Genomic DNA, 19,759 nt, shown 5'->3' with positions numbered 1-19,759 from the left:
AAATGATTCAAAAACTATCGATTCTAATCTTAGCATTCGCTGCTACTTCAATTTTTGCGTTGGAAGACATTGAAAAAGTGTTAGTTCAAAAGGCAAATACACCTGAAGAAAAAAAAGTGGTAAAATCCTATCTATTGAAAGTTGCAAAGGAACATAAAGATTTAGCAACAAAATACCGAGGCTTAGCGAAAGCACAAAAAGGTGGTAAGGCAATTTACCAAGATAATCGCAAAGCAGAAATGATCGAATTGGCTGAAAAGTTTGAAGCTGATGCAAAACTATACGAAGAAGAAGCTGGTAAACTTTAAAAAGTTAAATACGTTCCTTCTCAAATGAAGGAACGTAAATTATCCTGTAGTTCGCAAACCACTTGCAATTGCATTCACAGTTACTAATAATTCTTCTAATAAAAACTCGTTTTGATTTTTTCTCCATTCTCTAAGTAAATCGATTTGTTTTTCATGTAGAATACAAAGACCTGACTCTCTTAATTTGAGAGTTTCAATCAGCGACGGTCTTACTTCTCCAATTTCTTTTCCTCGTAAATTGTAAAGAACATCCATAGTTTTTTTGTATTCTACATCTATTTTGGTTAGGATCTTATTTTTAATTAAATAATTTAAAAAATGCCATTCGTTGATTTCTTCTTTTAAAATCAGGAACTTTTCTTTATTATTTTGACTTAAATCATAAAGAACAGAGCCAACACCGTATCAATTTGGCAAATGAAATCGCGATTGGCTCCAGCTAAATACCCAAGGGATCGCACGTAAATCATTGAAAGTGCGTTTACCTGTTCTTCGAGAAGGTCGCGATCCAATTTTTGAGTTTTCGATTGCATCAATTGGTGTTGCTTGTGAAAAAAAAGTTAAAAAACCTTCTGTATTCAACAAATCTGTATAAGTATCTTTAGTTTGGTGGGACAAGGATTCCAAAATTGGATATGCAGGATGATTCTTTTTTTGATTCCGTTGATGCCGTAATGTAACTTTTGTAGTAGTTGCAAGAAACAATTCTAAGTTATAAATAGCAGTAATTTTATTTGCATACTGTTGACTAATTGACTCGCCTTGTACGGTAACTCGAATTTCTCCATCCAATGTGCCATGGGGAAGGGCATCTAAAAATTTATGTGTTTTACCGCCTCCTCTTGAAATACTCCCACCACGACCGTGAAAGAATTTAAGTTTAAAATGGTGACGTTTAGCAATTTCAGTTAATTTTATCTCCGTTGCATATAAATTCCATTGGCTTGCAAATATTCCTCCATCTTTATTGGAATCACTATAACCCAACATAATTTGAATGGATTGGTTCACAAAGGAGTTTCTTACGATTATTTGTTTCAGATATGCTTCCAATATGTCTGGAGATCTTTCTAAGTCCTCTATAGTTTCAAATAGTGGAACCACTTGGAAGGGTGAAAGGAAACCTTTGTCTTCATGATATTCTAATAAATTCGTCTCTTTTAAGAATAAATAAACAAGCAGTAAGTCTGATAGACTTTGGGTCATACTTACGATAAAACTACAAATACCACTTGTTCCAAATTCGGAGATAAATTGTTTGATGGATCTGAAAGTTGATAGAATGTTTGATGCCTCTTTTCCAGGATCTGAATCTTGTAAGAGGAAAGGTCTTTGTGATTTAAGTTCATCTAAAATCCATTGTATTTTTTTTTCTTCAGTCCACTCACGATAGTTCCATTCTTCCTTCCCGGAAGTTTTCAAAATTTGTTCAATTGCAATTGCGTGATACACGGAGTTTTGACGAATATCTGTCTTAGCCAAATGAAACCCTATCGAAACAGTAAGTCTTTCCATAGGAAAAACATAATGCTTTGCAATTTTTTTAGCTCCAATCGCAATCAGTGATTCTCGTAAAAATAATAAATGTTCTGAATATTCCTGAATTGATATTTGATTATCGATTTTTTCGATTAGATAACTACAATATTGTCTCCAAGGTTCATTTGGATTTCGATTTTTAACTTCTGGTGAAATGGATTTATGCTCTTCGTGCCACAATTCTAATCGATCTAAAAATTCTATAGGTGGCGATTGGATGCGATCAGATAGAGATAAAAATTTTGTAAGTTCAATGCATTTGTTTTTGTGAATTTCTCTAGCATATTGACTAATTAAAGTTAATGTTTCTTTTGTGATTTCATTTGTAACAAAAGGATGACCGTCACGATCACCTCCAATCCAGTTTCCAAATCGAATAGTTGGTATTAATTTGGGATCAGATACATCATCAAGGTGTCCACCTGATTGTTCCCACGCATGGAAAAATCTTTGGTCTAACTCATGTAAGACGTTTGGAAATACATTCCTTAGATAGTATTCGATATTTCTTCTTTCACTTCTGATGTCGGGTTTATGAAGTAATATTTCTCCTGTTCGCCAAAGTCTTTCGAGTTGGACTTTGATTTCTTCCCGAATGGTATTTTGTTCTAGATCTGTCCAAATTTTATTCTCTTTTTTTACGAGGAGTAAATATAAGTCTCGGTGTATTTCTAATACACTGGCACGTTTAGCTTCCGTTGGATGGGCGGTTAGAACTGGTTCACATATAATTTCTTTTAAAATAGGTAGTATCTCTTTGTGAGTGAATCCGTATTCTTTTGCTTTGAATAAAGATTGACCCCAAAGTCCAGATAGTGCTGTGAAGCCATCTTCTTTTTCCTGTTTTCTTCTGAATTGGGCAGCGGCATTTTCTTCCACCATATTGAGGAGTTGGAAACAAAGGCTAATGAGCTCGCTGATTTTTTTTGTTTGTTTTTTTGTTTTTTGTTAGGTGAAATACTTAGATCGAAAGGTAAAAAGGGGATTAAATCTTTTTGCCCTATCTCTTCCAATACTTCTTTTAAACAATCTAGTAAATATATATAGTCGATCTGAATTTTTTGATCCACGGAATGTCGGGTCTCCTAACCTTCGAGTGAATCAAAAAATAGATAGATTTCAAATCAAGATTTTTTTGACCAAGCAGAACACCATCCCATATTCGATACCACGCCAGATGTGAGAATCGTACATTTTCCCCAACCATCATTTAGTTTTGTAAACTGTGCGCATTGTAGACAAACCTGATTTTTGGATTGGGGTAATTTTCTCTCTGGAAACAATATAAAGTCAGTATCTTTTGCATTATGGTGGAAACCTAATGCTTGTGCGGTGGGATCATTTTCTGAGACAGGTTTTTCCCCATCAGGGATTGGGATGAGTTTCTCTTCTTTTTTTGGTTCTTTTCCAATAATTTCACTCTCTCCCCCGAAAAGGGAGAGAGTGGTGAAAAGAACAACCAATCGTTTTACAAATTGTTTGCGACTGAATTGTTCCATCATTTATTTAACGTCAAAACGATCGAGCATCATCACTTTGTTCCAAGCAGACACAAAGTCTTTTACAAACTTCTCTTTTGCATCATCAGATGCGTATACTTCCGCGACGGCACGAAGTTCAGAATGAGAACCAAAAATCAAATCCACAGATGTAGCAGTCCATCGTTTGGATCCTGTTTTGCGGTCTAAACCTTCGTATAAACCTTCTGTTTGTTCTGATTTTTGCCATTTGGTCGACATATCGAGCAAGTTCACAAAAAAGTCGTTTGATAATACTCCTGGTTTTGTCGTAAGAATTCCATGTTTGGATTTTCCAGCATTTGCATCTAACGAGCGCATACCGCCAAGTAATACTGTCATTTCTGGAATGGAAAGAGACAACATATTGGCTCTGTCAACTAACATCTCGGTAGGTGACATTAGGTTTCCAGGTCCGTAGTAGTTCCTAAACGCATCCGCTTTTGGTTCCAAAACAGAAAAGGAATATTCATCCGTTTGTTCGATTGTTGCATCGGTTCGGCCAGGGGTAAAAGGAACTGTTACTTTCACTCCCGCTTTTTTTGCGGCTTCTTCGATGGCAGCATTCCCTGCAAGAACGATGAGGTCAGCAAGAGAGATTTTGTTACCAGATTTGTTAAACTCTTCTTGGATCTGTTCTAGTTTTTTTAGAACTTTCGATAACTCATCTGGGTCGTTTACTGGCCAATTTTTTTGTGGAGATAATCTAATCCTTGCTCCATTTGCACCGCCACGCATATCAGTACTTCGGAAACTTGCAGCAGAAGCCCAAGCAGTTCTTACAAGTTGCGGAACACTAAGGCCAGATTTAAGGATTTTTCCCTTCAAACTTTCAATCTCTTTTGGACCAACTAACTTATGGTTTACGGCAGGAACAGGATCTTGCCAAATCAATGGTTCTTTTGGTAGGTCTTTTCCGATATAGCGAGTGAGAGGACCCATATCTCTATGTGTTAATTTGAACCAAGCTTTTGCAAACGCGAGTTCGAATTCTTTTGGATTTTCTTGGAACCGTTTTGCGATCACTTTGTAACTAGGATCAAATTTTAATGCCAAGTCTGTTGTGAACATGATAGGAGCATGACGTAATGACTTATCATGCGCATCTGGAACCATATTCGCACCAGCCCCATCTTTTGGAACCCATTGGATGGCACCAGCAGGGCTTTTGGTTTGTACCCATTCAAAACCAAACAAGTTGTTCAAATATTGGGTAGTCCATTTAGTTGGATTGGCCGTCCATGCGCCTTCAAGTCCACTTGTGATGGTGTCTTCTGCATTTCCTTTTTTATAATTGTTTTTCCAACCAAACCCTTGTTCTTCGAGTCCAGCGGCAGCAGGTTCTTTGCCTACATGTTTGGAAGGATCAGATTTTCCGTGAGCTTTTCCGAATGTGTGTCCGCCTGCAATGAGAGCAACTGTTTCTTCGTCATTCATTGCCATACGACCAAATGTTTCACGGATGTCTTTAGCGGCTGCTAGTGGGTCTGGATTACCATTTGGACCTTCTGGATTCACATAAATTAATCCCATTTGAACAGCAGCCAGTGGATTTTTTAATTCACGATTGCCTTTGTAACGTTGGTCTTCTAAGAATTTTTTTTCAGGCCCCCAATAGACAAGGTCTGCTTCCCAATCATCAGTCCTTCCCCCAGCAAATCCATACGTTTTGAAACCCATTGATTCCAAGGCAACGTTTCCTGTTAGCACCATTAGGTCTGCCCAAGAGATTTTTTTTCCATATTTCTTTTTGATGGGCCATAAGAGGCGTCTTGCTTTATCGAGGTTGGCATTGTCCGGCCAGCTGTTCAGTGGCTCAAATCGTTGTTGTCCACCACCGGCACCACCGCGACCATCGGAGATGCGATAGGTTCCCGCACTATGCCAAGCCATCCGGATGAAAAAAGGACCATAGTGACCGTAATCTGCAGGCCACCAATCTTGTGAAGTTTTCATCACCGTTTTGATTTCTTCTTTTAAGGTTTGGATGTCCAATTCCTTAAATTCCTTTGCATAATGGAACTGTCTGCCCAATGGATTGGATTCCGACCCGTGTTGGCGGAGTGGTGCCAAATCCAAGCGTTCTGGCCACCAAAACTGATTGGATGTATTTTGGCGGTCCATCCCTGGGGTCTCTTTTGTGTCGGCGGCGCCAATGGGGCCGAGGAACAACACAAGGAGGGCGATTGTGAAACGTCTGAAATTTCTCATACTGACCTTCTCTTTCTAGATTTAGTATAGAATTAGATTTAATCTAATTAATTGGGCAAGCAAAAAAATTTAGATTTAATCTAAATTTATACCGGAACTGAAACATTTTGTTAGATTTGTCAACTGGTTCGGAAATTTTTTCTGAATCGGATTCGCCTTTCCAAATCGCAACGAACCACAGCAACAGGAGACAGGATTAGTTGAGTGTGGTGAGAGTTTCCTTCCAGAGCCTTGCCGAGTGGAAAATGATCTCCTTTCTTTCTTTTTGCATTCGGTGTAAATTTCCAACGAGGACAGAAGTGCGTGGGTTTTTGGAAAACTGATCTTTGTGGGTTTCGATGAAGGACCAGTAAAGTCCATCCACAGCCAATTCCCAATCACCTTTCGGAAACGAACCCATTTTTTGATAATAGTGGGATCCACATATATATGGTTTGGTGGCAAATATGCCGCCATCACTGAAGAGTGCCATCCCATAAACATTCGGACCCATCACCCAATCGGAAGAGTCAATGAACATTTCCATAAACCAGCGGTAAGCATCCTTTGGATCAATTTCAAACAAAACCATAAGAGATCCAACGACCATCAATCGTTCAATATGATGTGCATAACCATACAAATTACATTTTTGTATGACAAAATCGAGAGGTGGAATCCCGGTTGTTCCATCATACCAATGTTTGGTGAGTTTTCGTTTGTGGCCAAAGTAGTTTATTGACTCTTGTTTAGCTCCAAAATTTTGATAAATCCCTCGAATGAATTCACGCCAACCAATGATTTGGCGGATAAAACCTTCCAGCGATTCCATGGGGACAGAATTTTTTTTTGCATAGTCTAAAGTGGATTCGATCACTTCCTTGGGAGTCAATAATCCAACATTTAAAAATGGAGTTAATACTGAATGTTGTAAAAAAGGAAAATCAAGTGAGAATGCGTCTTCATAAGGACCAAATTGAACAAACCTTTCTTTTAAAAAATCCTGTAGCCAAAGTTTTGCTCCTTTTCTATCCGTTGGTAACCAAAAATCTTTTGTATTCCCTGGATGGTTTGGGAAATGAGTATCCACTGTATCAAAGGTTTTTATTTCATTTTTTGAGAATTTGATTTTCGGTAAGTTAGGTGCACAATAATTTTTGGGTAATTTTTTTCGATTTTCAGAATCAAAACTCCACTTTCCGCCAATGGGTTCACTCTTTTCATTTAATAGAATGTTGAAAGTTTTTCTTTGCGCTTCATAAAACGTTTTCATAAACGGTTTTTTATGTGTTTGTAAATATGCTTTAAAATCATTTCGCGAAGTGAGAAACATTGGAGATTTGTGTTGGATCCATTTGATTCCAGTTTTTTGAAAACAGGATAACATTCTTGTTTCAAAAAATGTATCTTCGATTTCAAAAAAATGGATTTCTTGGATATTGTTTACTTGGATGAAATTTAAAAATTGATTTTCATACGATTCTGAGTTTGGATCATAATGTTCGTAATGGACAAAAAATCCGAGAGACTTTAATTCTTCCGCATAAGCCCGCATTGCCAAAAAGAAAAACAAAATCTTTTGTTTGTGGAATCGATAGTAAGTACACAACTCATTGTCTTCCCTGATAAAGACACTGTATTCCAATCGTTTTTCTTTCGGAATGATGGAACTCAAATCAAAAAGTTGGTTCCCGAGGATCAGAAGGGCTTTTTTCATTTCTGCTTAGTTTTTAGACAAACATTCGGATTCAAAATGATTCTCTTTCTTTAGAAAAGTTCTGTTGAATTCCGTAAAATCAGGTATAGTAAAACCGTGAGTTATCAGATCGTCATCGGGAAAAAAACCTACCAGTTCCAAGACTTAAAACAAGTTTTGGCGAAAGCAAGTCCTCTTCGTTCAGGCGACCAACTTTCTGGAATCGCCGCGGCGGACCAAAAAGAAAGGATTGCCGCGCAAATGGTGTTAGCTGATATTTATTTGTCTGATTTCTTAAATGTAGAATTAATTCCATCTGACATTGATGAGGTGACAAGGCTCATACTTACGTCTCATGACAAAGTTTCTTTCCAAACCATTTCCCATTTAACGGTGGGTGGATTCCGAGATTTTTTGCTTTCAGAAACCACGGATGCACAAGTATTAGAATCCATTCGAATGGCTCTCACTCCTGAAATGGTTGCTGCCGTTTCGAAACTCATGTCCAATCAGGATTTGATCTTAGTGAGTCAAAAAATCAATATTGTCACAAAGTTTAGAAATACAATCGGATTACCAGGTCGTTTGTCTGTTCGTTTGCAACCAAACCATCCTACCGATGACCTCAAAGGGATTGCTGCTAGTATCCTGGATGGATTAATACTTGGAAGTGGTGACGCCGTAATTGGAATCAATCCCGCGACGGACCATATCCCCACTTGTATTACATTATTAGAAATGTTGGATACAATCATACAAAAGTATTCGATCCCGACACAATCTTGTATTCTAACGCATGTTACTACTTCCATGCAAGTGATGCAAAAAGGAGCGCCGGTTGATTTGGTTTTCCAATCCATCGGTGGAACAGAAGATTTAAATAAAAGTTTTGGAATCAATCTTTCTATGTTGGGAGAAGCAAGAGAGATGGCACTTTCACTCAAAAGGGGAACGATCGGTGATCATGTAATGTATTTTGAAACAGGTCAGGGAAGTGCTTTGTCTGCCGGCGCCCATCATGGGATTGACCAACAAACATTGGAAGTACGAGCATATGCAGTTGCCAGAAAATTCTCACCATTACTTGTGAACACTGTTGTTGGTTTCATAGGACCTGAATATTTATACAACGGTAAACAAATCATCCGTGCTGGATTAGAAGACCATTTTTGTGGGAAACTAATGGGGTTACCGATGGGAGTTGATATTTGTTATACAAATCACGCAGATGCGGACCAAGATGATATGGATACCTTACTCACTCTTTTGGGAGTGGCCGGTTGTAATTTTATCATGGGAATTCCTGGCGCAGACGATGTCATGTTATCTTACCAAAGCACATCGTTTCATGATGCATTGTATTTGAGACAAGTTTTAGGACTAAGACCAACACCTGAATTTGAACAATGGTTGCTTGACTTTGGGATATTTTCCAAAGGGAAAAACTTTTTACCAATTGAAAATCAAATGGTGGCTTTATTTGAGAATGGAATGAGGATTTAGATTCAATGTCAGATTTGGACCAATGGAAACAGTTTACCCAAGCAAGGATTGGCCTCAATCGAGTTGGTGGATCGATCGCAACGAAAGAGATGTTAAAGTTCCGTCTGGACCATGCGAACGCAAAGGATGCTGTGAACCAGGAACCAAACTGGGAGTTAATCCAAAAACAATCGAATGAACTTTGCCAAATATATGGAATCCAAAACATTTTTATCAAAAGTCAAGTTTCTTCGAAACAAGAATATTTGTTAAGGCCTGATTTAGGAAGAAGGATCTCTGAAGAATCAAAGCTGAGTCTTTTTCCATACAATCTTGGTTATGATTTGAGTATCGTTTGTATCGATGGATTATCTGCCAAAGCCATTGATGATAACCTAATTTCATTTTTAGAATTATTTTTTGCAAAAATTCAAAACACAAATCTTTCAATTGCTCCTTTGGTCCTTTCAAGATGGGGAAGGGTTGCCTTGGGAGATGAAATTGCCGAGATTTTAAAAGCAAAAATTTGTATTGTGATCATCGGGGAAAGACCAGGTCTCAGTGCTGCCGATAGTTTGGGAATTTATCTTACTTACGAACCAAAACTTGGTTTCACCGATGAAAGTAGAAATTGTATTTCCAATGTGAGGCCACTCGGACTTCCATTCTCACTTGCTGTAGAAAAAACTATCTATTTAATCAAAGAGTGTTTATTGCAAAAAAAATCAGGTGTCCTCCTGAAAGACCAAATGCCTGGTGAAATCAAGCCATTGAATGAGAAGAAAATAATACCAATCCAACCAACAGTCGATTGACAATTGATGACCATTTAGTTTTCTGAATTCATTCCGGGAGGAATGAGGTGGAATTCCTCAACTGACGGTGCAACCGTAAATTTCATTTCGATTGAATCGGAGTGAAAAAGTCGGATCTTCCCACAAATGATTCGCCCGTAAACGATCATTCGTTCCTTCTATTTGAAAGGGTCCCGGACAATGAAACCGGATCACCCTATTTTCGAATGTGTGATTCTAACACCAAATGGAGTCACAAGTTGAAAGAAGATAAAAATTCCCCCCAAAATGCAAATTGTTTATCCGAGGGCATATCCAATCCAAAACATGAAGAAAAAATTTGTCCAAATTGTTTACGCATCTTTGAATGTAAAGTAGGTTCCATCCAACTCTGCCAATGCACTAAAGTCAATTTGACAAAAGCGGAATCTGAATATTTGGCGAATCAATACCACGATTGTTTGTGTTTTCAGTGTATGGAAACTTTGGCCTTTGAATATCGAGTGAATCGTAAATTATTGGAATTGCCTTGGGGACTATAATAGTAAATCAAATTGTAATCAGATTGTTGAATGATTGAGCAGCTAACCAAATCGTTATAAAGGTTTTCTACTAAAGATTAACTTTTGTATTTACAACTAATCTTCGTTTGGATTTGATAACCTAATCTATCTTATAGAAAAGGAATATTCATGTTCAATATTAAAAACACGTTAATTATTTGTGTTTCATTGTTAGTTGCAATTGGTTGTAAATCCATGCCATCGCAGAATCCTGCTGCCAAGGACAGTTCTGTATTAGCTGTGGAAATGAATGTAAAACAATTTTTTGGAAGCCAAATTGCTTCTAGAGTGTACGTGGTTCGCATTGACAAAAAAGTGAATCCAAGCCAATCACTCATCGTAAAAACTCCGACAATTGCTTCTAATTGGGCAAATCGTGGTATTGTTTACTATCTGAACGTAGAACCAGGTGAGTACGCAGTCGTCGCAATGGAATACGAAGTTGAACAACCACCACAACAAACTTCCTCTACAACCTCCGGTAACGTAACGGTCACTACTTCTTCCGGTGGCGGAAAAACTGTTTATACTGTTATCACGAGTGCAGAAGTGGCTGAAAAATCCAAAACAAAAGTTGGAGTTGGTCAAATTGGATATATGGGACGTTTTTTAATTGATACAAACAAAGATTACGAAACGGCAGATGAGATACAAAAACATTATGCAAATATCCTTCGACCCAATATGCTAAGCAACACTGGAATGTTTGGCAAATTAGTCGCAGTTGATTTACTTGGCACACTTGTGTCACACAAAAAAGATGAAGAAACCATCAAAGAATTCAATGAAGATGCCAAAAAATCTTTTGCAGAGACTCCTTGGAGTTACTTAACTGAAAAGTAAATGATTTCGGTTATAGGGATTTGAAAAAATCCCACATCTCTTCATTTGCAGAGATGGCTTTTGAAGGCGGCCCTCCACCTAACAGAATGGAGGGTTTTTTCCCACCTGGCCAAGAATGACCTCCATCTTCTGTGACACAAAGTTTCACTTTAACCCCATCTTTACAACCTGAATATTCTTCACACTGAGCTCCTTGGTTCTTCAATACAATTTTTGGAACTGTTTGACAGCCGTTGAACTGCACCCATTTAGAAATGCTCTTATTAACAGAGACAAAATCAGTCACAAGTGTTCTATCCGTAAAACTTGAACCGGCTCCACCATAAAATAAAACTCGGTCATCATTTTTTGCATGGATGTGAAAAATGGAGATTGGTTTTTGCGGTTTACAATCGATTGTATTGTCAGTCCCTGCGACTGCCGTTATCGCGGCAAAATCTTCCGTCATAAAACATGCAAGTTGGTACGACATCATAGCACCATTTGACATGCCAGTGGAGAAAATTCTTTTCTCATCAACATTCAATTTTTGTTTTAGGTGTTTTAAGATTGATTTAACAAAACCAAGATCATCGATGTTTTGTTTTTTAGCCTCTCCACAACAATTACCAGCATTCCAAGTCGCTATTTTCCCTGATTTGTATTCACTGTAACCATTGGGAAAAACGACAATATTGCCGATTTCTTCTGATTTTGAAATTTGGTGGTAATACTCTTCATTGGATTGAATCTCCATATCACCACCACCTCCATGAAAGACGAAGAGCAGTGGAACACTTTCTTTTCCCGTGTAAGTTTTGGGAACATGTACTTTGTAGTATCGTGGAATTTCTTGGTGTAGAATGGAAAATAAATAATCTCCTGGTGTGGTGATGGATTGGGATAGATCCGAATTGGTGATAGGCGCGGGTAAATCTCGCATTTTTTTTTGGAACCTATCTTTTATTGCCGAACGAATGCAACCACGTTCACATCCGCAAAATGCGATGAGACAAATACAAAGAAGAATTGAATTGAATCTATGGATACGCTTTGTCATGTTCGGCTCCCAGTATCTCCGCAACGATTTAGAAATTGAGAGTATATGATTCGATAAAAATTGAAACTTAAAAAAAAATAAATCAATCGTTCAAATGGAACTTAAGTCGAAGATACTAAAATTTGATCTTTGATTCCCATCAGGATTTCTAAGGAACGGATCCGTTTGGATGTATCAAAAATAGAAGATACCACCATCAATTCATCCACTACTATATCGCTAAGGATTTGGTTTATTTTTGATTTGATGGTTTTTGCGTCACCAACAGCAGAAATGGATAACATTTGGTTTGCCATTTGTTTTTCTGTTTCTGACCAGAGTAAATCCATTGAGGCAACTGGTGGTGGAAAGGGTGTGCGTTTGTTCCTTAAAATACCTAAAAATGATTGTTGTACGCTTGAAAACAAATATTCTGCTTCTGGATCTGAATCAGCGGCGATCACATTCATTGCCATCATCACGTAAGGTTTCTCTAAATGTGCGGATGGTCGAAACTGTTTTTTGTAAATAGAAACAGCATCCTTCAAATATGTTGGAGCAAAATGAGAAGCAAATGCAAATGGTAATCCAAGTAGAGCGGCAAGTTGAGCACCGAATAAACTCGAACCTAGAATCCAAACAGGTACATTGGTTCCAAAACCTGGGATTGCATTTACTTTTCCTTCTTCTTTTTCAGAAGATAAGTATTCAATGAGTTCTTTCACATCTTCTGGGAAATGTTGGGATGCCATTGCATCTCTACGTAATGCTCGTAAGGTGAGTTGGTCTGTTCCTGGTGCTCTTCCCAAACCTAAATCAATTCGATTCGGGTATAAACTTTCTAATGTTCCGAATTGTTCTGCGATGACAAGAGGTGAATGGTTTGGTAACATGATCCCGCCTGCACCGACTCGAATGGTGTTGGTATGAGATGCGATATGACCGATCACAACTGATGTTGCGGCACTTGCAATGGATGGAAAATTATGATGTTCTGCGATCCAAATTCTTTTATAATCCAAAGATTCTGCGGCTTTCGCTACCTGGACACTATTTTGAATTGCATCTCTTGGTGTTTCACCTTGGTTGATAAAAACTAAATCTAATATTGAAAGTTCCACGGACAATTACACAATTCCAGACAATGTGATTTTCTGTAAATGGAGAAAACATAAAATTTGGAATTCAATGATAAAAACAGATACGCTTGTTATGTGAGTAGAATGGACTATTTCAATCATACGTTAAAAAAAAGAAATGAAATTGATCCTGCAATTCGTCTAAGGAAAACTAGTTTTTCAAAGAAGTAAATTTGTAATTTTGACTACAATTCTTATGCACGTAACCAAAAGAAAAATTCCAATCGAACTTAAATATGTGGCAAAAGATTTATACATTTATGAATCAAAGAATAGTAAAAAAGAAATTTTGACTTTTTTTGCAGATGGATTCCCAGGGCTTGTATTCTTTCATTCCCATTCGCAGGTGAAAGTAATCGTAGGCGAACTATCTAAAGTGATGGAACCAGTTTTTTTATATGGGCAAACTCTGGAACCAATTCAAATTGAAATCGAAGGACCGTTTTTTTTTGTTATGGTTCAATTGTTCCCAAGTTTTGTTGAAGAGACCTTGGAAATTCCGATTTCGGAGCTCACAAATTCTTGTTGGACCATAAAAAAGGAAGAATGGCAAAGTGAATCTGGATTTGAATCTTCCATTCAAAAACATTCATCTGAGATGGCAGCAGATGCTATCTTACAATTTGTAAAATCGAAAGCTAAAAAATTTTCTCCTGATTTGACTCTGCACAACTGTATTGAAACCATTTTGGAATCAAATGGAAGTTGTGAAATTCAAAACATTGCAAATGAGTTGGGTATTTCCGAGAGGACATTACAACGAAAATTCCAAAAGTCTGTAGGATTGACTCCGAAACAATTTGCGACAATCATTCGTTTTCATACAAGCTTACATGGATTAAATGAAGATAAAAATATCAAATTGACTGATATAGCATATGAAAATGGTTATTCTGATCAATCCCATTTTATCCGACAATTTAAGTCGTTTACCAAAGAAAAACCTTTCCAATTCAGAGAAAAAAAAGGAAACATGTCGGGTTCGTCCAATTTTTAAATATTGATCTTTGTTATTCTTTGGGCATGAAACCATTAAATTTAATTTTAGGATCTAGCGGAAAAACGGGATCGAGAATTGTAAACAAATTGAACCAACTTGATGTTCCCATCCGATTGGGATCAAGAAAGTCATCGCCTTCTTTTGATTGGCAGAAACCTGAGACGTGGGCTCCAATCATCAGTGGAGTGGATCATATTTATATCTCGTACCAACCTGATTTAGCCGTTCCAAATTCGATTCATGACATCCAAAAACTTTTAGAAATTGCAAATCAATTCAAGGTGAAACGTATTGTTCTTCTTTCCGGAAGGGGTGAACCGGAAGCAATCGCCTGCGAAACGTTAGTTGAGAATTCAGGAATGGAATGGACCATTTTGCGATCCAGTTGGTTTTCTCAGAATTTTAGTGAAGGTATGTTCCTCGGCCAAATATTAGAAAGAAAGGTTGTTTTTCCGAAATTGAATGCACGTGAACCGTTTATTGATTTGGATGACCTAACGGATCTTGCTGTTGATGCATTAGTGAATGAGAAACATATTGGAAAACGATATGAATTGACTGGACCAGAACTTCTGAGTTTTCAGGATGCATTTGGATGTATCGCAAAAGAATTAAATGAATCCATTCCGTTTGAAGAAATTCCCTTAGATGAATATATAGCAATGTTAGGTGAATTTGGCCTGGACCAAAAAACAATTTGGCTCATTCAGTATTTGTTTGAAACGGTTTTGGATGGAAGAAACGAGTCCGTTCTGAATGATTTTGAAAGGGCTATGGGTAAAAAACCAAAAAATTTTCAAAGTTATGTAAAGGAAACAATGGAATCGGGAGTTTGGAATTTACCATAAATGTAGTTGGATTTTTTTTAAGATCTAGGATGGAACCACCAATTCGTAAATTTGAATCGGTGGTTTTCTCTTTTGAAAACGAATTTGGAAATCAAAAATCAAAATTGGTTTTTGATTACTTCATGTTCTTTTCCTCACCAATCCTTTGATTGGTAAAATTTTGTTATTGTTCGTTTGGATACCCACCATATGTCATCTTACCTATGAGGTAAATAGGACTTTTCCCTTCTACTAGGATTCGTTGGTTTAATTTTGATTGGAGATCTTGTAATGTTGCCAACGGATACGTTACATTCTCTCGGTTCACAATGAGTGCATAATGATATGAAGTTGATTCATTTTCGAGTGGATCCAAATCATCCCAAAGATACAAAACATTTCCTGAACCAATCTCTCGGTTAGGATCATTTTTTAAAACCATTTCATTCGGTTCGTTTAACGGAGCATTTGGAATTGAATTCATTTGAATTTTCTTTTCTGTGATCACCAAAATTTTACTTTGATCAAAATGAGGAGGAAGATAAAATTCAGACGGAGCATTCGAATGCCTTCCTCGCCAGATCACAAATAAAAATCGTTTGTCACCAAAGTATTTTACTTCGTTATTTCCAGGTTTGATGGCGGCCCAAGAAAACATTTTATTCCAAGTATCAAATCCAACTGCATTATAATGGCTAGTCATAATCCGACCTTGCGATTTCCTTAGATAAGCTCTTGCAATCACAAATGGATCTACATTGAAACTCGTTCCGTAATTTCCGACAACAGAGAAATCTTCATCATTCCAAGCATCCTTTGTTGTGATGAGTTTGGATGGATTCCCGTTCTTATATTCTGCATGACGGTCATAATAATAATCCCAATGCCATTGGGTTCCCGATACAATCGGATTGTAAAAATCGGCAAATCTTGTTTTTGTGCTTTGCCCTTTGTCTGAAATTTCCATTGCTTGGTACACAGCATTGATCATTCTTGGAGTGTCTTTGGCTCCTGTTCCCTTTAACCACATTCCAAATTCACTTAAGAACATAGGGATTTTTAAGAAACGTGCTTCCGTTCGAATTTCATCTAAGTATTTGAAATAAGTGGCATTATCAATCCCCGTCAAATCGACTCCCATTCTACCTGCGTCATAAAAATGTGAATTGAAAACAAATCCAGGTCCTGGAGGTGCATTGAGATGCCCTCCGCCAGTGGCAGGTGCGATCGCCGAACCTATGTTTGTATTCCAGAATACAAGTGGTTCTGCGAATACCCATTTATTTTCCCAGCCATTTTGATTGAGTATGGTCCTAATCTTTTGGTACATGGGCCAAAGTTTTTCGTTATCCCATCGTTTAGGAGTCAGTCCTTCCATCCCTCCATCAACCGGTTCGTTGAATGGATCAAGACCAATGATATACGAAAATTCTTCAGGTGATAGATGATTTTTGAGATAGGTAACAGTTTGCGTAATTTGCCACAAATATTCTGTCTGCATATTTCGAACACCGGCAGAAGTATTCACTGGGGCATTATTCCAAAAATTTCGGAATGCTCTTCGAATTGCTTCGTTGGTTAAATTATTTTGGCTCCAGCTCGCACAGACGAAACCACAATATTCTTTTGGATAATTTCCATTCTTAGTGATCCATAGTGGTGCACCATTCCCTGTGTGCCATGAGTTTGCATTGAATAAGTGCCGAGAGAACAAGTCTTGGTGGTAATCAATCAAAACATAAATTTTCTTTGATGTCACTCTTTTGATCTGAGAAACGACATCATTTAAATAAGCCTCATCAATCGTATCTACTTCTGGATGAACTCCTTCCCATGCAATTGTATAACGAATTAAATTGGATCCAGTCGTTTTGGTTAGACCTTTCAGGGCCTCATCCGTATCGTTTGTATTTCGAAATGGTTTGAATCCATGTTCTGCCAATTTTACATTTCCAGAAACATTAAAACCTCGAAAGGAAACCTCTCTTCCTAGTCCATCAATCCAAATGGCATCCAAAAAGTTTCCATAGGATTTGTTTGTCACAGTCAGATTTCTTTCATCATTTGAATCTGTGTGAGTTAAGTCATGGGAGAGAACGGATGTTGTAACATTCAATTTTCCTATCCCTTGGATTGGAGTTTCGGTTCCCAAGGAACCATTTGATGTTTGAAGTAAGGGAAGTAGGTTTTTTATCCCTTCTTCATTGGGAGCACAATATAGATGTAAGGTGATGAGCAAACTACTGGCATAAAGTTTCCAGTGGCTCTTTGTTTTCGTGGGCACGTTCATAGATTCCTCTCTTTCGATTTTCTTGATAGCGGACAGTTCCATTTTAATACCCGACACTTGTCGATTAAAAAATGACACAAAAATACCATATTTTACCAAGTGTGGAAGGTGCTGGTTTCGTATAACTGACGAGAAATGAATTAAAATGGCAAATTCTGAACGCTGGTCAAATAAAACCCGACTTCTGTCGATTATTTTCTTGCCATATTTTTAACATCGTTTAGACTTAAGTTCCTGATTTGACCCAAGGGTTCCCTTCGGACAGATTGATGCGAAAAATGTTAGATTGAGAAATTTAGATTCGGAGAGAGTATATGAATTCCCAAATAAGTCCCTTGGTTCGCGTCAGTGTATCCATAGTCACCTGCCTTTTTGTTTTGGCTTGTTCCGACAAAAAACCGTCCCAGTCCAATACCGCCATACTAGGTTTAGTTGGTGCAGATCAAGTTGAAAGTTCAAAGGCAGACAATGCAGATCTATTGTTTAGTTCTGGTGTGAATCGCGCTGTAGCACCTAGTCTTGGTTCGTCGCCGTATTTAGTTGGTGTTGGAATTTCTGACATCACAGGCCCTGCCGCAGAAGTAGGGATGATGGGATTTGCGGAAACCGCACAAAAGACAGAAGGGATTTATATGCGTTTGTGGTCTAGGGCATACATCATTGGTGATGCTTCTAAACGTGTGGTTTTTGTCAGTGCTGACCTAGGCATGATCTTTCAATCCATCAAACAAGCAGTGAGTAAAAAAATTGCAACCGATTCCGAACTTGCTCCTTTTTATTCAGAAGCAAACGTTTTGTTATCGGCAACACACACTCATAGTGGCCCTGGTGGGTATTCACATTACTTTTTATACAATGCGACAACTTCTGGATTCATTAAAGAAAATTTCGATGTCATTGTGAATGGAATCTACAAATCCATTAAATTGGCGCATCAAAATTTAGTTCCTGGAAATGTTTATGTCAACCAAGGGGAACTAACAGATGCAAGTAAAAATCGTTCTGTAGCTGCTTATGATAAAAACCCTGCTAGTGAACGTAATTTTTATCCATCAAATGTAGACCAAACGATGACTCTACTTAAATTAGTCGCGGCGGATGGAAGGGAATTGGGAATGGTGAACTGGTTTGCCGTACACCCAACCAATGTTGGTCCAACTAACAAACTCATTGGGGGTGATAATAAAGGCATAGCTTCGTATTTATTTGAAAAAAACAAAGGAACTAATTATTCATCGAATCAAACATTTGTGGCAGCTTTTGCACAATCCAATTCTGGAGACGTAACTCCCAATTTGTGGGGTCCAGCAGATGGTGTAAATGATTATGCCCGACAAAATACAATTGCAAACAAACAGTATCAAAAGGCAGTGAGTCTTTACCAGTCGGCAAATACGCAAGTGACTGGTACCATTGACTTTCGTCATACGTATGTTAATTTTTCAAACTTGTATGTGAGTAGCGTTGGAACATCAACTTGTCCTGCCGGAATGGGAGCATCTTTTTCTGCGGGAAGTGTGGAAGACAATGCAGTCTCCGTTGATTTTTTTGACGAAGGAACGACTGTTGATTCCTTGGATTGGAATTCCAATGCAGCCGATGCATTCAAAGCAAGTTTTCTTGGTGGAGCCCTTGGCGTATTATGGCCAGCTTCTGTGAGTGAGTCCTACAAATTATGCCATGCTGAAAAACCAGTCCTCATTCCAACAGGTGTAGCTAGTTTTGATGGAAATCCTTGGACACCTCCTATCATCCCAATTCAAATTGTAAAGATTGGAAATTTATCCATTCTTGCGATCCCAGCAGAAGTATCCACGATGGCTGGAAGACGGATTCGTTCTCTTGTCAAAAACATTATGGAAAATGATTACACTGTCATTGCAGCACTTTCCAATTCCTATACATCCTATCTCACAACGAGAGAAGAGTATTCTTCTCAGCAGTATGAAGGGGCATCAACTCAGTTTGGTCCTAATACTTTAAAAGCCTACGAACAAGAATTTGGTAAGTTAGCATCGGCATTACGAAATGGTGCAACGGTTCCAGGCGGACCTACACCTCCTGATCTTACAAACAACCAAGCTACCTTTCAAACGGGAGTGGTGTTTGATGATGTTCCCCTCTTTAAAAGTTTTGGGAATGTATTCACACAACCGTCAGCAACCTATGCAAGTGGTGCAAAGGTAACAGCTGTTTTCTGGGGAGCTCATCCAAAAAATAATATGTTGATCGGGAGTAGTTTTGTGGATATTGAACGCCAAAATGGATCCACATGGACTGTTGTGGCTCGCGACAATGACCCTTCGACCACTTATAAATGGCAAAGAGATGGGATCGCTTATTCCAAAATTACAACCACTTGGGATACAACCTCCTATCCAAAAGGTACTTACCGCATTCGCCATCGAGGACATTGGAAATCGGGATGGACAGGAGCGATTAGTTCCTACCAAGGCGTGACAAACAATTTTGTAATCCAATAGGAATATCTGAACAATCACCTCGCCTGACCCCTAAAGGGTCAGGTATTTTTCTTTGCAACGGGATTGACTG

The 19,759-nt window shown here is 38.1% G+C and carries 15 protein-coding genes and 1 pseudogene; 8 read left to right on the top strand and 8 right to left on the bottom strand.

Translation table 11 applies throughout. The features are described from left to right. Window positions 1-2: 2 nt before the first annotated feature. Complete coding sequence (locus tag LEPBI_RS12325) at window positions 3-308, top strand: LIC10421/LIC12816 family protein (RefSeq protein ID WP_012389447.1); 306 nt, start codon at window positions 3-5, stop codon at window positions 306-308. A 39-nt stretch (window positions 309-347) separates the two neighbouring features. Here the strand turns inward: LEPBI_RS12325 and LEPBI_RS18760 are convergent, their stop codons facing one another. From LEPBI_RS18760 to LEPBI_RS12305, 5 genes and pseudogenes are all read right to left on the bottom strand, one after another. Further along, on the bottom strand, window positions 348-599 hold the full coding sequence (locus LEPBI_RS18760) for a phosphoenolpyruvate carboxylase (RefSeq protein ID WP_264365935.1): 252 nt from the start codon (window positions 597-599) through the stop codon (window positions 348-350). Between the two features lie 114 nt (window positions 600-713). Then, window positions 714-2,771, bottom strand: a pseudogene (locus LEPBI_RS12320) (phosphoenolpyruvate carboxylase); the annotation flags it as partial. Window positions 2,772-2,971: 200 nt separating this feature from the next. Next, on the bottom strand, window positions 2,972-3,349 hold the full coding sequence (locus tag LEPBI_RS12315; protein WP_012389444.1) for a high-potential iron-sulfur protein: 378 nt from the start codon (window positions 3,347-3,349) through the stop codon (window positions 2,972-2,974). Further along, window positions 3,350-5,575 (bottom strand): catalase/peroxidase HPI, encoded by a 2,226-nt coding sequence (gene katG / locus LEPBI_RS12310; RefSeq protein WP_012389443.1) that lies wholly within the window; start codon window positions 5,573-5,575, stop codon window positions 3,350-3,352. Between the two features lie 196 nt (window positions 5,576-5,771). Continuing rightward, window positions 5,772-7,271, bottom strand: a complete 1,500-nt coding sequence (locus LEPBI_RS12305) for a cryptochrome/photolyase family protein (RefSeq protein WP_012389442.1) — start codon at window positions 7,269-7,271, stop codon at window positions 5,772-5,774. 96 nt (window positions 7,272-7,367) lie between these two features. Here LEPBI_RS12305 and LEPBI_RS12300 point away from each other — a divergent pair, with 96 nt between their 5' ends. The 4 genes from LEPBI_RS12300 (at window position 7,368) to LEPBI_RS12285 (ending at window position 10,932) form a co-directional block, all read left to right on the top strand. Continuing rightward, window positions 7,368-8,753 (top strand): ethanolamine ammonia-lyase subunit EutB, encoded by a 1,386-nt coding sequence (locus tag LEPBI_RS12300; RefSeq protein ID WP_012389441.1) that lies wholly within the window; start codon window positions 7,368-7,370, stop codon window positions 8,751-8,753. A gap of 5 nt (window positions 8,754-8,758) precedes the next feature. After that, complete coding sequence (gene eutC, locus LEPBI_RS12295; RefSeq protein ID WP_012389440.1) at window positions 8,759-9,547, top strand: ethanolamine ammonia-lyase subunit EutC; 789 nt, start codon at window positions 8,759-8,761, stop codon at window positions 9,545-9,547. Window positions 9,548-9,786: 239 nt separating this feature from the next. Continuing rightward, window positions 9,787-10,068, top strand: a complete 282-nt coding sequence (locus LEPBI_RS12290; RefSeq protein WP_049756012.1) for a cysteine-rich CWC family protein — start codon at window positions 9,787-9,789, stop codon at window positions 10,066-10,068. A gap of 150 nt (window positions 10,069-10,218) precedes the next feature. Continuing rightward, entirely contained in the window at window positions 10,219-10,932 is a 714-nt protein-coding gene (locus LEPBI_RS12285) for a hypothetical protein (protein ID WP_012389439.1), read from the top strand. Window positions 10,933-10,942: 10 nt separating this feature from the next. Here the strand turns inward: LEPBI_RS12285 and LEPBI_RS12280 are convergent, their stop codons facing one another. Continuing rightward, window positions 10,943-11,971: an extracellular catalytic domain type 1 short-chain-length polyhydroxyalkanoate depolymerase gene (locus LEPBI_RS12280; RefSeq protein ID WP_012476364.1), complete on the bottom strand. Its 1,029-nt coding sequence runs from the start codon at window positions 11,969-11,971 to the stop codon at window positions 10,943-10,945. 101 nt (window positions 11,972-12,072) lie between these two features. Beyond that, a complete protein-coding gene (locus LEPBI_RS12275) occupies window positions 12,073-13,077 on the bottom strand; it encodes an LLM class flavin-dependent oxidoreductase (protein WP_012389437.1) in 1,005 nt (334 codons plus the stop codon). Between the two features lie 193 nt (window positions 13,078-13,270). Between LEPBI_RS12275 and LEPBI_RS12270 the strand changes: the two genes are divergently transcribed. Both LEPBI_RS12270 and LEPBI_RS12265 read left to right on the top strand, forming a co-directional pair. Next, window positions 13,271-14,086, top strand: coding sequence for a helix-turn-helix domain-containing protein (locus tag LEPBI_RS12270; protein WP_012389436.1), 816 nt, complete (start codon window positions 13,271-13,273; stop codon window positions 14,084-14,086). A gap of 89 nt (window positions 14,087-14,175) precedes the next feature. After that, complete coding sequence (locus tag LEPBI_RS12265) at window positions 14,176-14,937, top strand: Rossmann-fold NAD(P)-binding domain-containing protein (RefSeq protein ID WP_226992771.1); 762 nt, start codon at window positions 14,176-14,178, stop codon at window positions 14,935-14,937. A gap of 163 nt (window positions 14,938-15,100) precedes the next feature. Here LEPBI_RS12265 and LEPBI_RS12260 read toward each other — a convergent pair whose 3' ends face one another. Further along, a complete protein-coding gene (locus LEPBI_RS12260; RefSeq protein WP_012389434.1) occupies window positions 15,101-17,206 on the bottom strand; it encodes a cellulase family glycosylhydrolase in 2,106 nt (701 codons plus the stop codon). A gap of 314 nt (window positions 17,207-17,520) precedes the next feature. Between LEPBI_RS12260 and LEPBI_RS12255 the strand changes: the two genes are divergently transcribed. Then, entirely contained in the window at window positions 17,521-19,689 is a 2,169-nt protein-coding gene (locus LEPBI_RS12255; RefSeq protein WP_012389433.1) for a neutral/alkaline ceramidase, read from the top strand. The last annotated feature ends 70 nt before the right edge of the window (window positions 19,690-19,759 follow it).

This window comes from Leptospira biflexa serovar Patoc strain 'Patoc 1 (Paris)' (assembly GCF_000017685.1).
Lineage (GTDB): Bacteria > Spirochaetota > Leptospiria > Leptospirales > Leptospiraceae > Leptospira_A > Leptospira_A biflexa.
Note: the sequence above shows the minus strand (reverse complement) of the source record. Positions and strands in the feature narration are given on the sequence as shown.

What these genes read in the sequence shown, in the direction of transcription:
- katG (WP_012389443.1), bottom strand. Translation starts at nt 5,575, where the DNA reads ATGAGAAATTTCAGACGTTTCACAATCGCCCTCCTTGTGTTGTTCCTC.
- LEPBI_RS12285 (WP_012389439.1), top strand. Translation starts at nt 10,219, where the DNA reads ATGTTCAATATTAAAAACACGTTAATTATTTGTGTTTCATTGTTAGTT.
- LEPBI_RS12305 (WP_012389442.1), bottom strand. Translation starts at nt 7,271, where the DNA reads ATGAAAAAAGCCCTTCTGATCCTCGGGAACCAACTTTTTGATTTGAGT.
- LEPBI_RS12315 (WP_012389444.1), bottom strand. Translation starts at nt 3,349, where the DNA reads ATGATGGAACAATTCAGTCGCAAACAATTTGTAAAACGATTGGTTGTT.
- LEPBI_RS12260 (WP_012389434.1), bottom strand. Translation starts at nt 17,206, where the DNA reads ATGAACGTGCCCACGAAAACAAAGAGCCACTGGAAACTTTATGCCAGT.
- LEPBI_RS12325 (WP_012389447.1), top strand. Translation starts at nt 3, where the DNA reads ATGATTCAAAAACTATCGATTCTAATCTTAGCATTCGCTGCTACTTCA.
- eutC (WP_012389440.1), top strand. Translation starts at nt 8,759, where the DNA reads ATGTCAGATTTGGACCAATGGAAACAGTTTACCCAAGCAAGGATTGGC.
- LEPBI_RS12255 (WP_012389433.1), top strand. Translation starts at nt 17,521, where the DNA reads ATGAATTCCCAAATAAGTCCCTTGGTTCGCGTCAGTGTATCCATAGTC.
- LEPBI_RS12280 (WP_012476364.1), bottom strand. Translation starts at nt 11,971, where the DNA reads ATGACAAAGCGTATCCATAGATTCAATTCAATTCTTCTTTGTATTTGT.